This window comes from Kitasatospora sp. cg17-2, assembly GCF_054031055.1.
On record NZ_JBSSXW010000002.1, the window covers coordinates 229,368 to 252,759 of the forward strand.

Sequence of the window (23,392 nt, forward strand, 5' to 3'; positions counted from 1 at the left end):
AGGGCAGCCCCGTAGCAACGGGCGACCAGGTATTTGTCAGCGGCACCGTGGCTAAGCACTCCGAGTTCGCGGGCGAGCCGCGTACCGAACTTCGCCGCTCCCGCCTCGAACTGGCTGCCGACGCGCACGAGCGGGCCACAGCCCGCCAGGCAGCTCCCGCCGGATGGACCGCGATCAAGCACGACCAGATTCCTCCGCAACTGGCAGTCGGGGACCAGGCGCGGGTCATCGACCTGGACGGCCCGTTCGCCCGGCCCGACACGCCGGCCACGGTCGGCCGGTACTCCCCGCGCATGGCCCGGCCCGCCACCGCCAGTTACAGCACGGTGACAATCGACTCCGTCACCGAAGACCCGGTGGGCGACCGCTACACCGGGTACACCCGTCACGCTCGAAGAATCGAATTCACGGCCGCCGACATCGCCGCCGTCATGCCCAAGGCACCGGGGCTTCCCGTCCCTGCGCCTGCCCTTCCGACCGAGCCCGCGATCAAGACCGTAGTCAAGGCAGAGCCCCAGACGACGGGCGAGCCCAATGCCGCCGCCGACCTACCGCCCTCCGAGCGCCGTCGGCTGCGAGCGCTGCTCCTGGCCCTGCCATTCGGCCGCCGGTCGGCGCTCTGGGCCGCTCGGCTCCGGACGGGCGACGAGGTCCTGACCGACGACAACGACTGGCTCACCGTCGCTGAGGTCAAGTCCCACACTCTGCGCACCACCGACGGCGGATTCCACAACCTCGCCTCCGTCTATGCCATGCGGCGCGACGGCTCGGTCACCACCGCTGCCACCGTCACACTCGTAGCGGAACCGACCGCTGCACCGGCGCCCCCGACAGAACCGAGCCTGGAGGAGAACGGCCCCCTCACAGACGCGGTCACTCTGTTCCGGACCCACGACCGCCTGAGGCAGGCGCTCGTTCTTCTCGAGGCGTTCATCGGAAGGGCCGAGATCACCGCAGAAGAGGCGTCGAAGAGTATCCTCAAGGCTGCCGGATCCGCCTTCGGATCGGTCCCCCCGACGGCTCTGACCGCGTCCCACCTGATCCCACCACCGGCCATGATCGCGGCCGCCCGCACCCTGGCCGGCCACCCTGACGACGCGAAGCGCCACACCGCACAGCAGGCGATGCACGACACGGACCGCACAGTTCGGATCCCAGCACGACAGGACGCAGGGCATCCGAACACCGAAGTTCGGAGGGCCGCCCGCAACCTGCACACCCTTGCCGAACACTTCGTCCGGCGCCTGGAAGCGACGTCCGAAGCCGAGCTCGCCACGCTGGCCGCCGGCGCGGGGGTGTGGGCAACCGGATTCGATGTGGAGGTCCCCGAAGGCTGGGCGTTCTCCGCAGCTCCGGGGTCGCTCGGCGAGGACCAGGACGTGCGCGTCCAGAACAGCGACGGCAGCTACACCATCGCGCGTCTCCGTGAATCCGGCCCGGGTCCCTGGCAGGCCATCGACCTCGCCACCGGGCGGCTGCGCACCGTCGATCCCTCCTCCATCGTCGCACTGCCAGCCGACCAGGCGTCCGACGACCCCAACACCTCCGGTGACGAAGCCGACCCCACCACCGTCCTCAGGAGGGCGGCCTCCGGGGAATGGGGCCGCACGATCGCGGCCCTCGCACTCGGCACCCCCGAGCGGACCACCGACCCTCGCCGGGCGGCACAGGCACTCGACCAGATCGCCACCTCCCTACGCACGCTGGGGGCCGCCGTGCCGGCACCGATCCGCGCGCTCAGCACCACAAGCGCCCGCGCCGACGCCGGCGACCAGCCGTTCTTCGACGACGCCGACCAGCTGAGGGAGCACTACCGCCAACAACCGATTCCCCACGCGCACGACCAGCGCGCCGCCCGGATGCGCCACGAGGAACGCATCCGTCAGTCCGCCGACGCGAACTTCTCCCTCTCCGGGGGCGGGCGCCTGGTCATCATGCGAGCCGGCGCGAGGCCGATCAGCGGGCGCCCGAACCGCAGCAACGACGCAGGCTGGGAGATTCGGCTGCCGTGGTTCCTGACCAAGATCCACAACCTCGGCAGGATCAACACCCGAACACACGCCCAGATGGTCGCCGGCGCACTGGAGTCCATCACCAACGCGGACGGCAGCCCGTTCTCCTGGGACGCACCCGAGGCGGACGAACTCATCAGGGACTTCCGCGACCGCGAAGCCCGTGACATGGCCGAGGCGATCGCCCACACGCTCGCAGCGACCCCCGGCCTGGACGAGGACGGCACCTTCGCCCGCACGGCGGCCCGCCTGCGGGCCCACCGCGACCCGGTCCCCCCATCCCCGCAGAACCCCGTCCCGCAGACGCATACCAGGACTGCCACACCGACCGAGCCGGCACTCCAACCACCCGCAGAAGCAAGCCTCGTCACGACCGACACGCGTACGTCCGGAGAAGCACCCGACACCGGGCGCGAGGCTCCCCCAACCGCGCGAGCCGACCGGATCACCGACCCCGTCCCGGCCGTCGCTGCGACGACCGATCGCCCCGAAGGCACTCTTCCTGCGCCCGGGCCCGGCGCACCCGCTCCACCGCCCAGGCCGACCACACCCCCGGCGCCGTCCGCCCCTTCCGAGAGCGAGCAGGCGCCCTGGCAGATCGTCCAGGGGCACCCCACCGCTGTCCCGGACTCCGCGGCCCCGGACAGTCACTGGCCGAGCGTCGAGGCCCGCGGGCACGAGCACCGCGGCACCTGCCTCTGCTGCTCGCACCGAGGCCCCACGCGCAGTGACCAGTCGAGTGCCGTCGCGGACGCGCTCGACCACACGCACCCGGGCTGGCGCACGACCCCTGTCTTCGCCTCGCCGTTCTGGATGGACGCCGTCAGCCTGCCACGCCGCATCCGGGACGCCGAGGCCTGGGCGCGAGCCTCCCAAGCCGTACTTCCCGACGGCTGGGTCGACACCACAGGGCCTGTCCGCGTACACGGCGCTGAGCCGGCCTACCGGCCGCCGAGCCACGGCAGCGGACGCTACGAGGTGATCACGACGGATCCGGTCCATGTCTCGATCACCCGGGACAAGGCTGGCCAAGGAGTCCTCACCTTCCCGCCCACCCTGGGCATCACCCGGCCCACGGATGCGGAGGCCGCACGTGCACGGCTGACCGCCGCAGCCGAACACGCGGACGACCAAGGACGCGACGCCCTGGACACCGCCTGCCAGGCCAAGACGCTCGCCCCCGTGGTGGACGGCCTGTTCGTGGCCTTCCACGCGGACAACGGGTGGAACCTGATGCCGGCCGGCGGCGCACTCACCCCGCTTCCCCCGGCCCTGCGACGCTTCACCAGCAAGACCGATGCGATCGAGTTCGCAGGCCGGGCGGCGATCCTCCTGCACACGCCACCGCTGGCCGGAGCCACCCCGCCACTCGACTTCGCGGACCCGCACTTCGAGGACGCCCTCGCCCGCCATCTCGCTGGTACTGGTGCGCACTCGTCCACCCTGCAACTCCTCCTGCTGGCCACCCGCGCAGGCCTCGACCGGGAGCACCAGCGCCCCAATTCCCGTTTCGTTCGCGAATGGGCCACCTACGAGCACGATCCCGACCGGGCAGCCCCTCAGGGCGGACACACCTGGGCCGACGAGCTGAAGGACGGCGACTGGATCGCCCTCACCGTCCCCGGCCACCCGATACGCCAAGTAGCCCAGGTCGCCACCGCCGCCACGGACGCCCTTGGCGCGGTCCGGCTCGGCCTCACCATCGACGGGACCCCGGCCAGCCACACCGTGGCCCGTAACACCTCCATCGCGCGTGCCACCACAGCGCAGCCTGCAGAGGGGAGCGCACGGCCCACCCCGACCGGTCCGGAGCCCGTCGTACAGTCGCCCGCTCCGGCCGCAGCCGAAGAACCCGCTTCCGACTCCGACGAGGTCACGACCCGCCCAGCCACTACCGAACCGTCCCCGACGACCGAGGACCCGGCCTCCCTCCTTCGGGCCCACCTGCTCGCCAGGCTCGAGGAGTACCAGGAAATCCTGGAACTGGACCCGGGCATGGCACGCCTGGCACGGGACCCCGCACCCGGCCCGGTCATCGGCGAACAGGTCCTGCACATCGCCGTCGTACTCACGTCCGAAGGAGCGAGGGCAACAGCCTCACTCGGCCACGAACCCGGACTCGACGCACCCTCCTGGACCGCGACCGAACTACGCGCAGCCGACCCGAACGACCTTCTCGAAGCCCTCACCACTCCTCTTGGCGTCTATCCGCGTCCCCGGGCCAGCACGCTCTCCGCTCGGCCGGCACCACCGGACCCGTCCGAAGCCGCCGTCGACGGGCGCCTCCACCAACTCCTGGCCACCGCGCAGGCCCTCCTTGTCAGCAGCCTCAACACAGGTGCACGATCGGAGCCAGCTCGCCGCTACCTCGCCGGACGGGGCGTACCCGCAGCCAGCCCTGTCGCCGCGCATTGGGGCATCGGCTTCGCTTCCGCCAGCCCCGGTACCTACCTGACCGACTCCCTGCGAGCCCAGGGCTACAGCGATACCGAGCTCCTGGCCGCCGGCGTCAGCTCCGAAGGCGACCGCGGCCTGTACGACGCCCTGCGCAACAGGGTGACCTTCCCCATCCTCGACCCGGACGGCCGCGTTATCGCCTTCACCGGCCGCGCCCTACGAGAATCCGACCGCGCCCCGAAGTGGCTCAACACCCGCAACACCGAGCTCTACACCAAGTCCGAAGCCCTTCTCGGCCTCGGTCACCACCGGCAAGCCGTCGCAGCACCCCAGCCCGGTCCCTTCGTCATCGCGGAAGGCGCCTTCGACCTCGTAGCCGTGGGCGAGGCCCTGCACCGAGACGACCGCCCTGCCCCGATCCCTGTCGCGCCCTGCGGGACAGCACTCACCCCACAGCACGTATCGATGCTCGCGGCCATCGACCCCCGTCGCGACATCGTCCTGGTCTTCGATCCCGACAGAGCCGGCGACCTCGCACTGCGGGCCGCCTGGGAACTACTTCGCGGATGGCAGGGCCGCACATTCGCTATCCGCCTGCCCGCAGGCACCGACCCCGACACCAAGCGCGACCCCGGCCACATCTTCGCGACCGAGGGAGCGGACACGCTCCGAACCCTCATGCTCACCCACGTAGAGCCCCTTCTCGACGCCGTCCTGGATGCCGAACTCGCCCCCTTGACCGGCGACCCGGCCCGTGAATGGAAAGCCCCGGAGACGGTAGCCGAACTGATCCTTCGGTCAGGGGACCCCCAGCAAGTCTCACGCCAGGTCCCGCGCCTGAGCGCGATGGGCCTGGACCGGGTGGCCATGGCCCGGGAGATCGAGCGGCAGCTCTCCCATCTCGCCGACCCCACCATGATCGAAAGCTGCCTGCGCGAACTGCGTGCCGCCATGCAAAGCACCGAACCCACCCCCCTCACCGACCGCAACCCTTCGACAAACACCGTGCGAACTCTGCAAGAAGCCGACCGGGCCGAACAACCGACCATTCAGGCCAGCACACGCGAGGACGACGGACCCGCAGCCGTGCCAGAACCCCGACCGGCCGTCCCGACCGCCCAGGCGAGCACCCCAAAGACCGCAGCACCTCAACCCTCGTCGGCCCGCACCACCTATCCAGCAGGCAACCCCGCCGCCCCGGCCATCGCGAACCCGAACAGTCACGACGACCGAACTCCCGAACCCTCCCGCCCGACACCGGCGGGAGACACGGAACCCACGGCCGGCCCCGCTGACCAGGATCCGATCGTCGGCGACCAAGCGGACACCACGACGCACAGGCCCACCCGCCCCCAGCTCCCCCAGCCGCGCGACAACGGACAACGACACCCCCAGGAGGAACCGACTGTGGCCGCTCCGACTGGACAGTCCATCCGGCCTGATTTCGCACCCCCAGGCCCGGCACAGAGCGGTGAGCCGGCGGGCAGCTCCCCCGAGCTCACATACAGCACTGCTCTCGCCAGCGCTACACAGGCGCTGTCAGGGCCAGACCTCAGTCCCCAGCAGAAGCGAGAACTGCAGGAGATCTGGGTCATCAACGCCTACGGCGAGGATCACACGAGCCAGCTCCTGCACGGCGCGCCCGTCGCAGGCGTCTACCCCGGAACCGACGAGCGTCGCCCGAACATCGACGTGGACTTCGACGCGCCGGAACCCGGCCCCCGGGTGGCCGGATTCCCTGCTGAGGCCAATCCACTGATCGAGCGGATCGAGCTCGTCGGGCACCTCGAAACCCGGGCGTCGGAGGACAACCTCGACCCCCGGGTCGCGACGGCGTTTCGCGCCGCAGCGCGCCAACTCCGCCTGGAGGTGAACGGCCGTTCCTCCGGCCGCCCGGGAGCGCCCTCCGTCCCCGACCCGCCGCAGGAGGTTGTGGAGCGGGCGACGCAGGCATTGCGGAGCGGCTCGGTCCCGGCCTTCCCATTGTCGCTCGCGGCTGCGCTGGGGGTCGCATACCCGCACGCCGAGAAGCTCCTCGACCTGCTCGAGCAGACCGGCGTCGTCACACCGCTGGACCCTGCAGGACGCGGGCGCGACGTCATCCCGGTACCGACGCGCGCGGGGGCCGCTGGGCCGGCCCAGAAACCGAGCGCGGCGAACGACCCTTCACCAGCCAACACGGCACGGAACTTCGCGCCACCAACGGCAGACCCCACCCCGGCAGCCGCGCCTCCTACCGGTACGCAGTCCCAGGACCTCGGTCCTGACGCCAGCGACGACCGGCCACACCCCGGGGGAGCAGACGCGACGTCGGCCGCCGCTACACCGACCCCAGCGGGCCCCGGTGGTGAAGACCGGCATTCGAGTGACCAGGCGGACACCGCGACCACCGATCCTCACCTCTCGCCGCCGGGCGGCCGAACACGCCGCGACCCCCACGAGGACCTGAGCAAGGCATCTTTGGCCGGCCATCCCGCACAGCCTGACGCTCCGCCCGCACGCCCGACATCCGATACGACTCCGCCCTCTCCAAGCACGGTACTCGTCGCCCACGAGGCGCTCGACGACCTCACCCGCTCACTGTCACGGAGGGGTCTCACCCACCCCGAGAAGCGTGACCTGCAGGAACGTTGGATACTGAACGCCTATCGCGAGGACCACCAGAACCGCACCCGCCACGGCGAACCTGTCGACGGGGTGCTTCCCGGACCGTCCGGGCGCCGTCAACACCTCGACCGCGAATTCGAGGCACCCGAACCGGCCCCTCTCGTAGCCGGATTCCTCGCCGACTCGGATCCCGTCGGCGAGCGCATGAACCTCGTACGGCACCTCGAAGACCGAGCAGCACGGGCAGACATCCATCCCGCAATCGGGGAGGCGTTTCGTGCCGCAGCGCGCCAACTCCGCCTGGAGGTGAACGGCCGTTCCTCCGGCCGCCCGGGAGCGCCCTCCGTCCCCGACCCGCCGCAGGAGGTTGTGGAGCGGGCGACGCAGGCATTGCGGAGCGGCTCGGTCCCGGCCTTCCCATTGTCGCTCGCGGCTGCGCTGGGGGTCGCATACCCGCACGCCGAGAAGCTCCTCGACCTGCTCGAGCAGACCGGCGTCGTCACACCGCTGGACCCTGCAGGACGCGGGCGCGACGTCATCCCGGTACCGACGCGCGCGGGGGCCGCTGGGCCGGCCCAGAAACCGAGCGCGGCGAACGACCCCTCACCAGCGAAACCGACGACGAGCACCACTACCGGTCCGGGCTCGCCTGACAGCCAGGCAACGCCGAAAACTCCAATGGACCAGCTCACCGACGCCGCAGCCACCGCGATCACCCATGCGGCAGGCGGCGCCCAGAGTGCCGCAGGGAGGGTCGAGAACCTGCGACGGGAGGTTGCCGCGCTGCGCAACCACGTCGATCCGGTGTTCTCCCCGGAGGACGCCCTGGCCACCCAGACAACCGCTTCCCCGGAGAGCCCCGCCACCTTGGCCGAGGCCATCGGTGTCGTCGAACGTGCCGCCGCCTGGTACCTGAACATGCCTCAGTGGGTACAGATCCAGCACGTCCAGGCCGCAGCCCTGGACGCCTGGTCGACGATCAGCGAGCACCTTCAGCGCGCGCCGGGGGACGCCCGGCTCGAACGGCTGGCCCGGGCTGTCACCGCCCTCGGCGCCCAAGGCGTCTCCGCCGCCGCCTTCAGTCTCGCCAACGACCTCACGGCCCGCGGCCACAGCGGCTCCGCAGCCTGGACCGCTCTGCGCAACCTCTACCGCGCCGCCGACGGACTGCGCGCCCGGGTCCTGGGACGCAGCCCCTCACCCCACGACGCTCAGGCCCAGATCGCGATCGAAGGTGACTTGCAGACCTTCGCACAGGAGATGTACGCCTCACGAAGCCAGAAGGTCTCCGACGCGCCGTCTCAGGCCCAGGCCGCTCCCCAGGCGACGGGCGACCACGGGCTCAGCCGGCTGCGGAGCGCCGGCGAAGGAATCGGCACCTGGCTGACGGATCTGGATCGACGGCTCGGCGGTGCCGGAAACCGGGTGTGGGACGGGATCATGTCCCTCTGGAACCGCATGCTGGACGCCCTCCAGGCCGCCACGGCCAGCGGCGACAGGTTCGCAACCGACCTGCGCTCCGTCGGACTGTTCAAGACCCTCTGGCTCCGCGCCGTCGAGACGATCAGCGACCTCCTCGCCGACTTCACCGACCGAAGGACCGGCGGCAACAAGCAGCCCACCCGCATCGACGAACTCGCCCGCGGCGCGCGCCACCGCCTCGAAGAACACCGCGAGCACCTGCGCGGGACGCTGCCGACCGACCAATTCCGGCCCGATGGCTACTACGACGACACCTCCTTCCTGAGCCGCTCCCGCACCTCCCAGACGCTTGGCACCGAGCGGCGCGCGATCCTCCACGACCTCCATCAGCCGAACCTCGCGCCCCACCAGCGGCTCGCGCTTCAGGAACGCTGGATCGTCAACGTCCACCGTGATGACACGCTGGCCCTGGACCACGCGCGAGTCAGCGGCACATCTGACGCCGCCCGGCAGAGCCGACTGCCACTGCCGGACCACGCCGCCCTCCGGGAACCCTCGGAGCTGGTCGCGGGAGCCCGCCCCACCCCCGACCCCATCACGGCTCGCACCGACCTTGCACGCCACCTGGACGCCCGGGCCGGCCAGCTCGGACGAACCGACCCTCAGCAGGCCCAACTGTTCCGGGACGTCGCACACGGCCTGCGCCTGGAGATCACCGGCCGGCCCCAGGCCCTTCCCGATGGGGACGCTCTTCCCCTGGAGAGCATCCGGGCCGCCGCCCGCATCATCGCCGAGGGCGCACCCGCGTCCCCGCTCCTGCTCCGGGACCGGCTCGACATCAGCTACCGTGACGCCGAACGCGCCCTGCGGACCCTCGACAGCCTCGGCGTCGTCGGCCCCATCCCCGCCGCCGACCAGCACAACGCATCCCTGCGACCCACCCTAGTCAGGCCGGAGCAGATAGCGAACTTCGACCAGCGGCTCACCGGCGCCACGGACACCCCGCCCCAGCCGCTTACCCAGCAGCAGCCTGCCAGCCCGAAACCGCTCGCCGACCTGACACACGCCGAGGTCCGATCCACTCTGCGAACCCTTGCCCAGGAGCAACTGCGCCGCGTGGGACCGAACACCCCTGAGGGCAGGAGCGCGAAGAGCCTTCTCGACTCGCTGGACTCCAAGCCAGCCAAACCCACCCGCAACACCCAGAACCGTGCAGCAGCACCCGAAGTCCTAGCCTCGCTGCAGGCAGCAGCCAACACCTCGGCCGTGCACCACGACCCCGAGGTCATGAGGCAACTTGCCGAAGCCGCCCTGCAAGGCACAGCTCCAGCAGGCGTCACGCCCGGGCGCGCCCAAGCCGGCTCAGCCGCCAGGCGTCAGGGCAAGCATGGTGCGCGGCCCGTACAGCAGCAGCAACCGCAGCGGCCGCAGTCGCCTGCGGCTGGGCGCCGCGGCCCGGCGTGAAAGCCCAAGGGAGAGAGCAGAGCAGATCCATGGCGGGACAAATGGGCAATCGCGACCTCAGCGAGAAGCGTGCCAGGCTGGTGGCCGACCTGCTGCAGCGCCGGGCGGACCTGCTACGGACGGGCGCCCGTCCGGAAGGTACCAGCGGCCCGGCCGAGCGGCAGCGGCAACAGGAGGAGGTTGAGGTCGTAGCCGCACAGTTGCGTGAGAGCACGGCCGAGCTCGAGCGTCGCACCACAGCCGGCGGCCCGGCGCCGGTTCCGCGGCCCTCCTCCGCACCGCTCGCCGAACACCAGCAGATCCAGACGTGGCACCATCGGTGCACGCCGCTCGGTGACCGCCGTGAGGAGGCGCGGCACGGCACGCTGTGAGCTTGCTTGCCACCTCTACGACCGGAGAACCGCGGCGGCACCGCACGCGGTGATGGCGCACGCATCAGGCCATCGTCGGACAGCTCCGAGACGCGACGACCTCAAAACAGAGCCGCAGAGCGGATCACGGAGCTTCGGAGCCGAACGGTACGCGGCAGTACGGTCAGTCGGTGCTCACCCGCCCGTTGTCAGCGAGCGACGGGGAGAGCCCATGAGCCGTACGGATCCGCCCAGCGAGCGGCGCTCGACCGAAGCACGGCTGCTCGAGCACCGTCCGCGCGGCGACGTCGCCAAATACCCGTAAGTGCGCGCGCCGCTGTGCCCGAGCCTCGGAACCTGTTGCAGAAACCGATCCACCCAGGTGATGACAGCATCCGGTCGGTCCTGAAGACGGACATCCGGAGAACCGGCTGGACTGCTGTGGACCGGCCTCGCCACTGAATGGCCATCTGAGAGAGGCCGTGAAAGCAGCCAGCCTCGGTGACCAACAGCGGCCCGATGATCGGACGCCAAGTCAGCCGATGGCTGACGGCGGCTCCGCCGACTCAGCCGGCTCGACGGGTTCCTTCGGCTCCAGATCGCCCGGCGGCCCCGCCTCCAGCAGCACCTTGCGGTAGGCCGCATCGGTGCCGAAGGGGATGCGCGACTTCGGCTCGTGGAAACCGTTGACGCATCCGCCCAGCCAGTTGCGGTTGACCCGCTCGATGGCCCGCGCCAAGGCGTCCTGCCACAGGTAGGGAGAGGCACCGACGTCCTCCTGCGAGGCGTACGCCGAGGAATGCGACGTCCACAGGGCGGTGAGCTCCTCCACAACGGACGCGTGCTGCCACCAGCACTGCCGAGGAAGCTGCTCGGTCGTCAGCTCGTAGGCGTCCGAGAGCCAGACCACCCAGGCCACGAACTCCGGCCACAGCGCAGCCTTCTGCACCTCGCCCATCGACCACCACAGCACCGGTGCCCCGGCGGCCCGGTCGGACGGCCCGCCGCCATCACCGCTTTCACCGGTTCCGGCGCCCACGGCGGCCTGGCGCTCCTCCAACGCGGCCAGTCGGACCGCGACGGAGGCCAGTTCGGCATTGATCGAGGCGAGCTCGTCGAACAGCGGGTCGAAGGCGTCAGGCACCGGGGACCCCCTCCGGGTTGACCATGGCGAGTGCCTCCTTGGCGGCTGCCGCTATCTCGGTACCCCGCGGACCCTCGTAGGCCCGAACGAACCGTACCCGGGTCGCCGGGGTACGCCGGTGAACCAGTAGCCCCATCCGCTCCTCGAGCATCCGGATGTCACTGGGCTCCAACGCGGCCCGGCGCCGCACCGACAGCGAGGAGGAGACCCGATCGCCGTCGTCCGAAACGGACTCCGTGTCCTCGTCGAACTCGCCGACCAGAGCCGAGTAGGCCTTGAGCTCCTGCTCGTCGCTCACACCACCCAGGATGATCTTCGCCGTGGCGGCGCCGAACAGCTTGCGCACGCCGGTCTGGCCCCACCGCTCCTCGGCCTGCGCCAAGTTCTGGAGAACGGCCGCGACGAAGATGTTCTGGGATCCGCTGACGGACATGAAACTCGGGATCTGGGGGAGTGGCGCCACGTTCGCGAGCTCGTCCAGGAAGCACCCCAGTGGCGGATCCAGCCGACCGTTGGGCATCCGGGCCGCGACCTTCTTTGCCGTGTCGAGGATCGCCTGCACGAACGTCGCCAGGATCGGCGCCAGCGCACTGCCCTCCTCCTCGTCCCCGATCAGGAACAACGTGCCACCACCCCGCAGCCACGCCTCGATGTCGAAGTTGCTCACCTGCGGCGCGAAGATCCCGGCGACCCGCTCGTCATACAGCGCGATGAAGCTCTGCTCCGCGGTACGCCAGGATGCGCTGCGCTCCTCCGGTGCGGCCGCGTGCTGCGCGGCCAGCGCCCGGGACAGTTCGACCTTGCCGCGACGGGCGAGGATGTCGACCGCCTCGCGTTCGGCCGGCGAGGTCGCCCACTTCAGGATGTCCAGGGCGTTGCGACCGTCGAGGGCGGCTGCGTGCAGCCAGCAGGTGATGAGCATCTTCGCGTTCATGACGAAATACCCGCCGTTCTTGGTGCCCTCGTCGCTCTTAGTGGAGGAGCAGAGTGTCTCCGCGCGTCGCCGGGCGGTCTGGAAGTCCTCGCAGCCGTCGGTCAGAGGCCACTGGAGCTGGTACGGCCAGCCGGACAGCCCAGTGGCATCCAGGGCCATCACCTTGCCGTGGCGCTCGCGCAGCTTCGCCGTGGCGAACAGGACGTCGGTCTTGCTGGACGTCGCGAGCACCGTGCCGGCGAAGTCCAGGATCGCCGGAAGGATCAGCTGCTGAGTCTTCCCCTCGCGCGGCGGGGCCACGATCAGCAGGCTCTCCTCGATCGTCAGCCACAGGGGCAGCTGCGCCGGGTCGGCGGTGCCGCAGAATACGGCGACTTCCCGCACGTCGACGGAGCCGGCAGCCGCCTTGGCCAGGCTCGGGCGCAGCGACGGTACGCGGGACAGTGCCTTGGCCTCGCCCATGGCGTTCTCGAGCTGTTTGCGCGTCGCGAGGCCGCCGGCGCCGTCGGCCAGGCGGCGCTGCCAGCGCAGCCACAGAGCCTTGGCGAGGTAGAAGGCACCAGTGCTCTCGCCGGCGAACAGGCCCCAGAAGGAGACTGGCCCACCCACACCCGACCCGGCCGGGAAGGCCGAGGCCGGGTCGGCGAAGTGGATGAACACCCCCGCAGATGCTGCACCTGCCTGGGTCCAGTTGATGCCGGCCGGCCGGTGGTGGGCCGGGAGGCCTGACAGGAAGGCGGCCAGCCAGATGAGGGCCGATAGGGCGACGAGTGCAAAGATGAGGCCGATCCACCAGGCGTCCCGGCCAAGGCGCAGCCGGGTGGCGGCGATCGGCGAGGCGACCTTGTTCATGCTCACGCGGAACTCCCCTTGTGGAGAGCGATGAGCGGCGCCTCGGAGCCTGTGGTGCGGTTGGCGGCCCGCTCGCTCATGCGGTTGTTGGTATTCGTCAGCCGAACCTCTGTATTCGAACGAATGTGCTGCACCAGTGATATTCGGCCGCCGACCTGCCAGACGGCGCGTCCGGGCGCGCACACGTTGGCGCCGTCGGCGATGGCCTCGCGTGCCCAGGCCGGTAGCTGAAGGTAGTCGGCGGTCGCCTCGGCGTCCGCCTTGTCGAGGTGGTAGAGCACCCGGGTGGCGGTGAGCTTGAGGATGGCCATCGCCTCCGGGGACTCGTCTACGTCCACGTCGCTCAGGTGGTGGATCACCGCCATGAAGGACAGGCCCAGGCGGCGGCCGTAGCGGACGAACTCCTCGAACAGTCGCGCCACGGGCCGGTGGCTGAGGATGTGCCAGGCCTCCTCGACGATCAGTGTCCGCTTGACGCGGTCGTGCGGGCGGATCCAGCCGAATCGAAGCCATGGTCCGATCACCGACATCAGCAGCGGCATCGCCATGCCCTCGCGAGGCAGCCGGGCGAGGTCGAAAACGATCAGGCGCGCGTCGAGGTCGATGCCGTTGGTCGTCGGACCGTCGAACAGGCCGGCCAGGTCGCGGGAGGGGGAGCACAGCTCGTCCATCGCGAGGGACGCCGGGCGCCCCCAGCGTCCGAGCTCCGCAGCGGTTACGGCCTTCTTTCCGAGGTCGGCGGGCTCCGGGGCGGTGAGAGCGTTCAGTACGTCCGAGAGCACCGGCACACGGCCTGCGGCCCCGGCCCCGGTGACGGCGACCTGGTGGGCGACGGAGAGTGCGAAGCGCGTCTCGGCGGTCATCTCCCCGTCGATGATCTCGATCATGGAGCAGAGGATCTTGAACTGGTGCTCGGACGGGATGCGGGGGTCGAGCGGGTTGATCCGCACCGCACCATCCTCGCCGGCGCCGCCGTAGATGAGGCGGATCGGCTTGATGCCGAGCGTGCGGGCGATCGAGTCCCACTCGCCGACCCCGTCCTCGCCCTGCGCGTCGAGAACGGCGAAGGCCCGGTCCTGGAACCGCAGTTGGCGCAGGACGTAGCACTTCTCCAGGGCGCTCTTGCCGAAGCCGCTCTTGCCGAGGATGAGGATGTGGCCGCTGGGCAGCCGCTCGCGCGCGGACGGGTCGTACAGGACGAACGGGTCGTAGATGAACGCCTTTCCGGAGTACATCTCCCGCCCGATGATCACGCCGCGCGGGTCGCCTGTCGGTGCGCCGACCGCCGGGTACAGGCCGCAGGCCTGCGCGGTGGTCGTTCGCAGGGCCCGGCGGCGGGTCTGCCGCTGGCGCCGGAGCATCTCCAACATCTCGGCTCAGCCCTTCAGCAGGCCACCGGCCAGCGGCAGCGTGTTCGCGTGGGCCCGGAAGTGTTCGTGGTCGCACCACTCCAGGCTGAGGTTGGCGCGAGTGGCCTGCGCCCGCAGCAGGTCCCGGTGCTGGCGCAGCCTCTCCGCGGTCGGTGCCGTAACGGTCACCCACCCGGCGAGCCGGATCCCCGCAGCGCCGTTGGCGATGTCGTGCATCGTCGCGGTGGCGGTCCGCCGGTCCTTGGCCTCGCGCGGGTCGTTGACCTTCCCGGCCCTGTTGTCCGCCTGCCCGATCTCGTTGGTGACGTCCGCCATTGCCTCTCGCAGCGCCTCGTCGCTGGTGACCAGGTCCATCGTCACGGCAACCGTGAAGATGATGTCCTGGACGTACAGCAGAAGCGGCGCCAGGAAGTTCACCCCGACCGGGAGGACCGGCAGCTGCTTCCACCATGCGGTGACGCTGTGCCAGGGCTCGGACCCCTCCCAGCTGCGGGACAGCATTACTGCCGGGTCGCGGGCGTCGACCTCCGCCGGCCAGGCGCTCGCCCGGTCCATGCCTCGGGTGTCGTTGATCCAGTGGCTCGGGTCGTAGCTGTGGTGCAGCCAGCTGGCGAGCGCAGGCTCGTCCAGATTGCGCACCCATCGCAGCTGGGCGAGGCCGAGCCGGCGGATGAACTCCTCGAGCTCCTTGCCGAGCACGATCCCGAACCCTTCGTGCAGGGTTCGGTACCGGCGGGCCTCCGCGACCAGCTCCGTGTCGTAGGGGATGCCCACCACGATCAGCAGACGCCGGTCCTCCGCCGAGATCGCCACCGTGCGCAGCAACTGGTCGTAGGAGTCGTGCAGCCACTGCGGGGCGGTCGCATCCCGCCGGGCCTCCGCGTCCCGGGCGTGAGCGTTCGGATCGGTCGGCACCACCCGGCTGACCCACTGCAGCCGGCGCACCCGCCCGCCCGAGTCAGCGGTCGATTTCAACAAGAACTCCCATGCACCGACCAGCGCCTCTTTGTCCTCCGCGTCCAGGCCACCGAAGTTCTTCTGCCCCTCGACCTCGATTGCTGCGGTGAACATCGCCTCGTCGGTCTGAAGCAGGATGGCCAGGTCCCCGTACGCGGTTCGCGCACTGATCCACTCCACGTCCGGGATCCCCGGCGGCGGCGCCACCCTCTCCGGTGTCCCGTCTCCGCGACGCCCGACCTTCGGAGCGATCGACTGGTAGAGCAGCTGCCCGTCGCGTAGCAGGCGGCGGTGTGCACGGCGGATCTCGAACCACTTCAGGAAGGTTCGGTTCTGCCAGGGCGCCAGCGTTGCCCATCCGCATACCCCCGCCGTAGCCACGAACCCGAGCAGCTTGAACGGGATACCGGGTGCCACCCACAGGACCAGCAGCCCGCCAAGAACTCCGGAGGCGAGTACCAACTGCTCGTCCATCTCGAGACGGCGGCCCAGCAGGCCGCGGGGCCGGGGGCGGGGAAAGAGGAAAGTGCGAGGCATTGTCACTCCTGAGGGCCGGTGGGTGAGTGCTGGGTGTTGTCCGCCGTCGTGTCATTCGCCCTCGTCAGGGGGCTCCTCCACCGGACTGCCGTCCGAGAAGGACTCGGTGGGCGCAGCGCTGGTCGATGCCGCAGCCGAACCGGACGGGCCGGAATCCGTTGACGCCACCGGAGTCGCATCCTCGCCATGCCTGTCGGAACCGAATGAGGACGCACCCGATGCCGCCGAGCCCTCCACGGACGCCGCCACCCCGCCGCCCGAGCTTGCATCATTGGCGGCGGTACCTTCAGTTGCACCCTGGTGCGGATGCGGGGCATGAGGCATTCCGGCCGGGTCCGGCCCGTCCGCAGGGTTGGCTGCGGTGGTGGTGCCGTGGTGCTGCGTCTGGTTGGGGTCGCCCTGGTCGGGCGTGCTGTGGTCGGGTGCGCCGGCCGGGTCCGGCCCGTCCGCAGGGTTGGCTGCGGTGGTGGTGCCGTGGTGCTGCGTCTGGTTGGGGTCGCCCTGGTCGGGCGTGCTGTGGTCGGGTGCGCCGGCCGGGTCCGGCCCGTCCGCAGGGTTGGCTGCGGTGGTGGTGCCGTGGTGCTGCGTCTGGTTGGGGTCGCCCTGGTCGGGCGTGCCCGTAGGGCTGCTGCCGTTGCCCTGGTCCGTGGCGGCGGTTGCGCCGGCCGCCCCGCGCTTCGCGGTGGCGTCGACCTCCTGCTCGCCGCGTTCCTGGGCCGCCTTCGCGAGGCCGATACCCGGGGCCGTTTCGCCGCCTGCGCCAGCAGCAGCGTCGATCTCGTCGCCGTCCCCAATCTCCTCGTTGTCTTCGTCGGAGCCGCCGCCGAGCTTCGATTTGATGTCGCCGAAGCTGGACTTGGCGGACTGGGTCATGTTGGAGAGGCCTCCCTCCATCTGTTTGCGCGAGCTGAAGACGTCCTGGACCTGGTCGCCAAGGATCGGAATGAACTTGGCGACCTGGAACGGGAGGTACAGGGCCAGGAACAGCAGTGCGGCTGCGGTCAGAGAGGTCCCGAATGCCTGGGCCACGCTGGCGTTCTCGCTGCTCTTCCCAGCCAATAAAGCGGAGGCAAGGGCCAGAGTCGTGAAGGTGACGTATTTTGAAGCGATGACCCCGGCGATGATTCCGAACCAGTGCTTCGTGTGACGCCAGAGGTCCTTGTCGACCAGGCCGGCGAAGACCGTGGGGCCGAAGACGAGGCCTGTGTAGATCAATGCGTTGCGGGCGATGAGCTCGAGCCAGACACCGAGAATCGCCATCAGCAGGAAGAAGCCGATGGCCAGGACAATCGGTTGCCCACCGGGTATGACCATGAGGAGGGCCAGCATGCTTCCGAGTACCGCGCCGATTTTCGGCAGATCCTGAGTGGCGGGCGCCAGCATGGCGTCCGCGATGCCGTCGAAGGCTTGGGTGATGTAGGCGATGGCCAGGGGAGCGAAGGCGGACGTCATGACGGACAGCAGGAGGTAGCCGATGGACTCGCCCAGTGCCTGAACAGGATTGACGCCCTGGATGGCTCGCTTTGCTACGGCCACGAGCCACAGCACGACGGTCAGGACGACCGAGGCGCCGAAGGCCATGGTGTAGGTCCGGATGAAGCCGGCGTTGCTCCAGTCGATCTGGGTGATTCCCATCAGCGTGCGAGTTCCTCGGTCAGGGAAGTCAAGGAACTGACGACGGAATTAGAGATCGACCGCGCCATGTAGCCGAGGGGATCCTTGGTGAAATCGACAAACTCGTTCGCACCCTTAACTGTCTCGACGGCGCTGCACACCAGGTCGGCGTACGGGACCGCGCACAGGGCGTCGGAGATTCCGTTGGCGCGGGAGGGAGGGGGGATGATGACCGCCATTGTCGCGATCCAGCAACAGACCACTGCGAGAATGATCCGGCGCAGCGGGGTGTCAGCCGACATAAGGAGGCGCATCGAATTCCTTGTCCATCGAGGTGAAGACGTCCGTGGAGGTGGGTTGTTGGCCCGTCGCCTGCAGCGGGGTCGGGCCAGGGGTGACCGAGATCGACGAGGTCCTCCAGTCGCCGTCGCGCCAAACGAGGACGAACGTGTAGGTCGTCCAGGACGCCGAGACCGGGACAGGGGCGCTGGGTGACGGCAGGCCGACGATGCCGCTCATCCACACGCTGACCGTCGCAACCTCGGGGGAGTAGCTCACGACCTTGGAGCCGAGTGGAGATGCCCGCGCGATCAGCTTGTCCGCCGTGTCGGCCGTGAGGCCCAGTGCTGAGTAGAATCGCGCCCCTGCGGCGTTGTCGTCCTTGATCTGGCCAGCTGCGGCATCGGACGCCATGATCGTCTTGAGGATGCGCTCACGCGTATTGGAGTCGGTGAGGTAGCGCGCGCTCGACCGGGCGACCTCGTAGTTGACCGCAGCGGCGATCGCCCCCTCCCGCGACTTGCTGTAGCCGACCGGAACACCTTCGACCAGCCTCGAGGTGGCCGTCTGGCCGGGCGCGGCAGCGCCGGTCAGGCTCGAACCGCCTGCCACATTGCTCGCCTTCGCAGAAGGCGCCGGACTGTCCGGTGCGATGCCTGGATCTGGGCCTCGGCTGATCAAAATTCCACCGATGATCAGAGCCAGAAGAACCATGCCGATAACCAGAAAAGGACCACGGTGCTGACTCGACGGCTTCCTGTTCGGCTCATCGTCCCGAAGGACTCGTGTGCCGGTCCAATTCTTCCTCCGGGGCATCAGATGCCCATCCCGTAGACAATAGTGAAAAGCGTTCCGATGGACGCCACGATGAATGCGGCGACGAGGCTTCCCGCGAGCTCCTTCTGGCCCTGCTTGACCTGGACCGTGTCGTGCTGAGAATTCCCGACCTTCAGGTGGATCACGCCGATCAGAGCCCTGCCCAGCAATATCAGGATAACCGCCGCCATGATGGCCTGGATGACGGTGCGTGCGGTCCCGCCGACGGATGCGAACGGACCCCAGTCCGGCGCGAGCCCGGTGACCAGTCCATCTACTGTTCCACCCGACGGCTTCGGTGACGGGTCAGCCGCGAGGATGAAGTACTTCAGTGCCATGTGCCCACCCTGTTCCCTATTTCCCGCGTGCCGGGAAATCCCATTTAGGTCCCATGCTTCGGAAGCTCGAACGACTGCCAGGAAGGGAGAGCACTCGCCCATGGTCCGACGGGATCAGAATTCACCTAGCCATCTGCCAGCCCCAGGCTGAGGCCCTGGAGCTCGCAGCCTCCACCTGGCCCCGCCATTACACGCACCCGGGCAACCAGGACGGCAGTGAGACTCCGTGAGATGCCCGCCAGAATCCGCAGGGCGGGAACTGTGCGGGGGAAATCCCGGCCCCCGGGAACCTGCTCAGAAGCGCCTACGACTGGCACGGATTTGCAGGCCAGAGTGGAGCGGTGAAGAAGAGCGCCCCGATTCTCGTTGCCGTGCTCATCGTCGCCGTGACCGTTCTGTCGATGCTCATCCTGGGGGGTGGCGGAGCAGCCAACGCCAACACCGCCACCTGCACCACCGCCCTCGCCCCCGTCGGCAACGGTGCTCAGGGAGCAGGGGCGGCGGCACCCGCTGCAGGCTGGGAGCCGCCCGCCGCCCAGGACGGCGCAGCGGTCGTCGTGCCGATCAGCCCCCAGGGCCCCCAGCAGAACCCCCATTGGAGCGAACAGCAGGTCCGCAACGCATCCACGATCACGAATGTCGCGCGCACCCGTGGTCTCAGCCCCCGGGCCGCAGTCATCGCCGTCGCCACCGCGATGCAGGAGTCGACACTGGAGAACCTCGACCACGGTGACCGGGACAGCCTCGGGCTCTTCCAGCAACGACCGAGCCAGGGCTGGGGCACCGCCGCGCAGATCACAGACCCGGTGTACGCCTCGAACGAGTTCTACGACAGCCTCGTCCGGAGCAAGGACTGGCAGACCCTGCCACTGACCCAGGTTGCCCAGTCCGTGCAGCGCTCGGGAATCCCTGACGCCTACGCCAAGTGGGAGCAGAGCGCCGGCGGCCTCGTCAGTACGACCTGGGGGACCGCCGCCGTCACCTCCGTCTTCGCCGGCTGCGACCCCGCCCCCGGTGCGGGCCCGAGAACGGACCCGTCCCCGGACTTCACCGCCCAGAACCCGCGAACCACCGCCCAGGCCATCGCGGCCGCGCGAGCGGCCGCAGCAAGCGGACGCTCGGACTTCCACAACCACTGTGACAACTTCGTCGCGCAGGCCTACGGTTGGGGATCGTCCGGATCCGAGTCGGCGACCGTGCACTGGCAACGCCTGGTTGCAAACGGGGACGCCCGCCCCGGAGACAACTCGCCTCCCCCGGGTGCACTGCTGTTCTACGACTCAAGCAGCATCTACGGCCACGTCGTCCTCTACCTCGGGGCAGACATGATCGCCAGCACCGACATCAACGGCTACGGCACCATCGGCATCAGGCCCCGGTCGGATGTCACCAACGGCATCTGGCACATGCGTTACCGCGGCTGGGCCGCCCCCGCCTTCCCGTCAGCCGGCGGAACCAGCACCCTTCCCGTCCCCGGAGGAACGATGTGACCGACACCCAGGTGCGCATCGGCGCCGACGGCGCCGCAGTCATCGACGGCGACCCCATTGACGTGCCTCCCGGCGTCGACCCGGCACACGTCGTCCTGCAACAGCTCGCCCTCGACTCAGCGGGCTCCGGCGGACCGATCGCAGCCGCCATCCACGACGCCCGAACCGAGCAGCGCCTCAGACTGCAGATCAACCCGGACGGAAGCACCCGACCGCTGGCCCCGGGCGAGCCGCTCACCCCACTGGTCGCCACCCCGGCCCAAACTGAGAACGGCAGCCGCTCCTCCGAGCACGACCAGGAGCTGCACGCGGTGCACGAGGCCGGCCGTGCCCACGAATTCACCAGGGCCGCCGCACAGGCGGACCGCCTGCTCGCAGAACTGACAGTCACTCACGGTGACCGCGACCCGGCCACTCTCACGACCGCCGCGGTACGAGCCGACCTCGCGTGGATGTCGGGCGACTACCGTTACGCCACCGACCTGTGGACCTACATCGCCCAGGGCTGGGCACAGGCCGCAGGACCCACGAGCAGACCCGCACGCTCCAGCGCCCGCCAGGCCGCCGCGTCATGGAAGGACGTCCCCGACAACGAGGCCCTTGTCAGCGGGAAGTCGCTGCTTGCGATGCTCACCGCCATCGCCCCAAGCCCCGAGACCAACGCCACCGTTCTGGCGGTTCGCCGCCGCATAAGCCTCCTCGCGCCGGCGTGATTCGCGCTACCGTGGCCCTTCGGACCGAGAGGGGGGTGCATGGGTGCGTTGGCATTGCTCACGCTCAGGTTCATTCGGTACTTCCCGCACCTGCTCGTCATCGTGGGGTTCCTCACGGCCGGGCCGATGGTGAACATCGACGATCCCGCAGCCAGCTTCCCGAACCTCTTCGCGCCGATCGCCGTGATCGTGGTGGGTGCGATCCTCGCCTTCGTGCTTCCTCCGCGGGGCAGGCCCCGGCGGCGCCGCTGAGCTGGCGGACCAGCTGACGATCCCGTGAGGCGGCAACCGGGTCCGGCGCATTCCGCAGTGCGGGAGGTCGGCAGGCCGGCCCTTGATGGCCGGGGGCCCGGAGTTCGACTGTAGGAGGTGCCGTCGCCCCACGGCGCCCGCGACCGCTTGCCAGCTGACCGCCCACGTGCCGCCAGGACGGGCCCGATCGCCGGAGGCCAGGTATGAGCGATCCCACCACCTCCGGAAGCGCCAACGTCGGTGACACCACCTACAGCTGGCTCTCCACGGCCATCGGCGACATCCTTTACGCGACCAGGGCCTCCGGCTGGCGCGAGCGGCTCCTCGTCGGCCCCCAGGTGCAACGGGTCTTCGCCACCCTGACGCAGCGCGGCACCAACGAGCCACTCGAGCAGCTGCGCCAGGAGCGGCGCATCCTCGAGCAGGCACGACTGGAGGAAGCGGCACGGCAGGATCAGGCCCGGAACGAGACCGAGCACCGAGAACTTCAGCAGGCCCTGGACGCCGGCGCGATCACCCCGGAAACCTACGTCCGCGGCCTGGCAGACAAGGCCGCCCGACGTGCGACACCGTTGCCCTCGATCCAGGACCGACTCGACGACCACCGGATCCTCGCCAGGCTCGAACAGGACCTGCAGATCGGCAGAGTCGGCCCGATCCTCGACTCACCGAGCATCGAACGATCGCCCGGTGCCGCCGACGCTGTTCTCATCGGCCTCGAAGCCGTGTGGCACGGCGCGTCCCGGCGGCCGGCAGCCCAGACAACGCCACCATGGACCGCCCGGCCCCACGGCCATCTGCCCGCCGCGACACTAGCGCGGCAGCTCGCCTGGCTGAAGCAGGCCCTACCGAACCTCATAGACCAGGCGGAGAGCGCCGAGGCCGAAGCCGCCGCACTGACAGCCGACGCCGAGCACGGCCGCGGCCCGACAGCGCGTACCCTCAGCCAGGGCACCCGGGCCAACCACGCGGATGCCGAGGCGGCACGAGAAGCCGCCACCGGCTTCAAGAGCGCCAACGCCCACATTCGCCAGTCCCTCGCGCTCCACCAGGCCGCCGACGAAGCCGAACGCCGAGCCCACGCCGGTCCCGTTCGCCTCCTCCTACGTGGCATGACTCCGGCGGCGCAGCGCCGCGACGCCCGCGAGCTACGGGCCCGGGCCGAGCTCGCAAAGAGCACCGCCGACGACGAGATCACGGCCGCCACCGCCGCGCTGACCCGCGCCCGCACCCTTGGCCCGCAACCGTCCCGCTGGCTCTGGCACCCCACGGCCGCCGGCCAACTGCGCCAGAGGGCCATCGAACGCGACATCCACGATGTCGAAGGCCCGGCAGCCGACCTCCGATCGGCGGCAGTCCGGCTGCGGACGAGGGCAACCAAGTACCAGGAGCTCCTGGAACAGCTCGCCGCCGAGGCGACCACCCGCTCTGACCTCGCCCCGCGCCAGCGGATCGCAGAAGACCTGGAACGCGCGACGCAGCACCAGCAGCAGGGGCGCGGCGCACCCGCGCGAACCGGGCGTCCTGCCGAACGCCGTCCGCGCGCCGGCCGACGTCCCGAGCCGCCCACTACCGGCCTGTCGCCCACCTGACACCGCGCCGACCGGCAGCACGTCACCGCGACCGCACCCGACCGGAGGCCGGCCATGCTGGGCAAGAATCCGGCGCTGAGTATCCGTCCCGTCGTGCTGTCTGCTGTCGTGCTCGAGGCACCGGGCGTGGCGTTGAGTCCCTGTCCGTGATCCTGCTGGCGCAAGCCCGAGTGGAGACCCACGACCTCCACTTCGCTTCGCCGACATGTGTGCTCAGCCACGGTTGGAGCAGAAGTCCACTCGCAACCAATA

Annotated in this window: 14 protein-coding genes (1 of these 14 running past the window's edge); 6 read left to right on the forward strand and 8 right to left on the reverse strand. The window is 69.8% G+C overall.

The annotated features are described in order from the left end of the window. Nucleotides 1-9,902: the end of a DUF6349 family protein gene (locus tag ACW14Y_RS41695; protein ID WP_456988731.1), read on the forward strand. 26,086 nt of this gene lie to the left of the window's left edge; only the last 9,902 of its 35,988 coding nucleotides appear in the window; its start codon lies beyond the left edge, outside the window; the stop codon is at nucleotides 9,900-9,902. Nucleotides 9,903-9,943: 41 nt separating this feature from the next. Further along, on the forward strand, nucleotides 9,944-10,273 hold the full coding sequence (locus tag ACW14Y_RS41700) for a hypothetical protein (protein WP_380301133.1): 330 nt from the start codon (nucleotides 9,944-9,946) through the stop codon (nucleotides 10,271-10,273). 514 nt (nucleotides 10,274-10,787) lie between these two features. Here the strand turns inward: ACW14Y_RS41700 and ACW14Y_RS41705 are convergent. From ACW14Y_RS41705 to ACW14Y_RS41740, 8 genes are all read right to left on the reverse strand, one after another. Beyond that, a complete protein-coding gene (locus ACW14Y_RS41705; RefSeq protein ID WP_456988733.1) occupies nucleotides 10,788-11,396 on the reverse strand; it encodes a hypothetical protein in 609 nt (202 codons plus the stop codon). Then, on the reverse strand, nucleotides 11,389-13,182 hold the full coding sequence (locus tag ACW14Y_RS41710) for a type IV secretory system conjugative DNA transfer family protein (protein WP_380301171.1): 1,794 nt from the start codon (nucleotides 13,180-13,182) through the stop codon (nucleotides 11,389-11,391). Before ACW14Y_RS41710 ends, ACW14Y_RS41705 begins: the two co-directional genes overlap by 8 nt. A gap of 2 nt (nucleotides 13,183-13,184) precedes the next feature. Continuing rightward, entirely contained in the window at nucleotides 13,185-14,552 is a 1,368-nt protein-coding gene (locus tag ACW14Y_RS41715) for an ATP/GTP-binding protein (protein WP_380301137.1), read from the reverse strand. Between the two features lie 6 nt (nucleotides 14,553-14,558). Then, on the reverse strand, nucleotides 14,559-16,046 hold the full coding sequence (locus ACW14Y_RS41720; RefSeq protein ID WP_456988735.1) for an SCO6880 family protein: 1,488 nt from the start codon (nucleotides 16,044-16,046) through the stop codon (nucleotides 14,559-14,561). Between the two features lie 51 nt (nucleotides 16,047-16,097). After that, nucleotides 16,098-17,681, reverse strand: a complete 1,584-nt coding sequence (locus tag ACW14Y_RS41725) for a hypothetical protein (protein WP_456988737.1) — start codon at nucleotides 17,679-17,681, stop codon at nucleotides 16,098-16,100. After that, complete coding sequence (locus tag ACW14Y_RS41730) at nucleotides 17,681-17,962, reverse strand: hypothetical protein (RefSeq protein WP_456988739.1); 282 nt, start codon at nucleotides 17,960-17,962, stop codon at nucleotides 17,681-17,683. The genes ACW14Y_RS41725 and ACW14Y_RS41730 overlap by 1 nt, the downstream gene beginning before the upstream one ends. Then, complete coding sequence (locus ACW14Y_RS41735) at nucleotides 17,952-18,653, reverse strand: hypothetical protein (protein ID WP_456988741.1); 702 nt, start codon at nucleotides 18,651-18,653, stop codon at nucleotides 17,952-17,954. Before ACW14Y_RS41735 ends, ACW14Y_RS41730 begins: the two co-directional genes overlap by 11 nt. 101 nt (nucleotides 18,654-18,754) lie before the next feature. Further along, complete coding sequence (locus ACW14Y_RS41740) at nucleotides 18,755-19,093, reverse strand: hypothetical protein (protein ID WP_380301147.1); 339 nt, start codon at nucleotides 19,091-19,093, stop codon at nucleotides 18,755-18,757. A 341-nt stretch (nucleotides 19,094-19,434) separates the two neighbouring features. Between ACW14Y_RS41740 and ACW14Y_RS41745 the strand changes: the two genes are divergently transcribed. From ACW14Y_RS41745 to ACW14Y_RS41760, 4 genes are all read left to right on the forward strand, one after another. Next, nucleotides 19,435-20,583, forward strand: a complete 1,149-nt coding sequence (locus ACW14Y_RS41745) for a hypothetical protein (protein ID WP_456988743.1) — start codon at nucleotides 19,435-19,437, stop codon at nucleotides 20,581-20,583. Next, a complete protein-coding gene (locus tag ACW14Y_RS41750) occupies nucleotides 20,580-21,296 on the forward strand; it encodes a hypothetical protein (protein WP_456988745.1) in 717 nt (238 codons plus the stop codon). The genes ACW14Y_RS41745 and ACW14Y_RS41750 overlap by 4 nt, the downstream gene beginning before the upstream one ends. A gap of 39 nt (nucleotides 21,297-21,335) precedes the next feature. Beyond that, complete coding sequence (locus ACW14Y_RS41755) at nucleotides 21,336-21,548, forward strand: hypothetical protein (protein ID WP_456988747.1); 213 nt, start codon at nucleotides 21,336-21,338, stop codon at nucleotides 21,546-21,548. A gap of 203 nt (nucleotides 21,549-21,751) precedes the next feature. Beyond that, on the forward strand, nucleotides 21,752-23,140 hold the full coding sequence (locus tag ACW14Y_RS41760; RefSeq protein ID WP_456988749.1) for a hypothetical protein: 1,389 nt from the start codon (nucleotides 21,752-21,754) through the stop codon (nucleotides 23,138-23,140). Nucleotides 23,141-23,392: the final 252 nt, after the last annotated feature.

Coding starts and splice junctions, on each gene's coding strand:
- ACW14Y_RS41725 (WP_456988737.1), bottom strand. CDS start 17,681: ATGGGAATCACCCAGATCGACTGGAGCAACGCCGGCTTCATCCGGACC.
- ACW14Y_RS41720 (WP_456988735.1), bottom strand. CDS start 16,046: ATGCCTCGCACTTTCCTCTTTCCCCGCCCCCGGCCCCGCGGCCTGCTG.
- ACW14Y_RS41710 (WP_380301171.1), bottom strand. CDS start 13,182: ATGAACAAGGTCGCCTCGCCGATCGCCGCCACCCGGCTGCGCCTTGGC.
- ACW14Y_RS41700 (WP_380301133.1), top strand. CDS start 9,944: ATGGGCAATCGCGACCTCAGCGAGAAGCGTGCCAGGCTGGTGGCCGAC.
- ACW14Y_RS41715 (WP_380301137.1), bottom strand. CDS start 14,552: ATGTTGGAGATGCTCCGGCGCCAGCGGCAGACCCGCCGCCGGGCCCTG.
- ACW14Y_RS41755 (WP_456988747.1), top strand. CDS start 21,336: ATGGGTGCGTTGGCATTGCTCACGCTCAGGTTCATTCGGTACTTCCCG.
- ACW14Y_RS41760 (WP_456988749.1), top strand. CDS start 21,752: ATGAGCGATCCCACCACCTCCGGAAGCGCCAACGTCGGTGACACCACC.
- ACW14Y_RS41730 (WP_456988739.1), bottom strand. CDS start 17,962: ATGTCGGCTGACACCCCGCTGCGCCGGATCATTCTCGCAGTGGTCTGT.
- ACW14Y_RS41735 (WP_456988741.1), bottom strand. CDS start 18,653: ATGGTTCTTCTGGCTCTGATCATCGGTGGAATTTTGATCAGCCGAGGC.
- ACW14Y_RS41740 (WP_380301147.1), bottom strand. CDS start 19,093: ATGGCACTGAAGTACTTCATCCTCGCGGCTGACCCGTCACCGAAGCCG.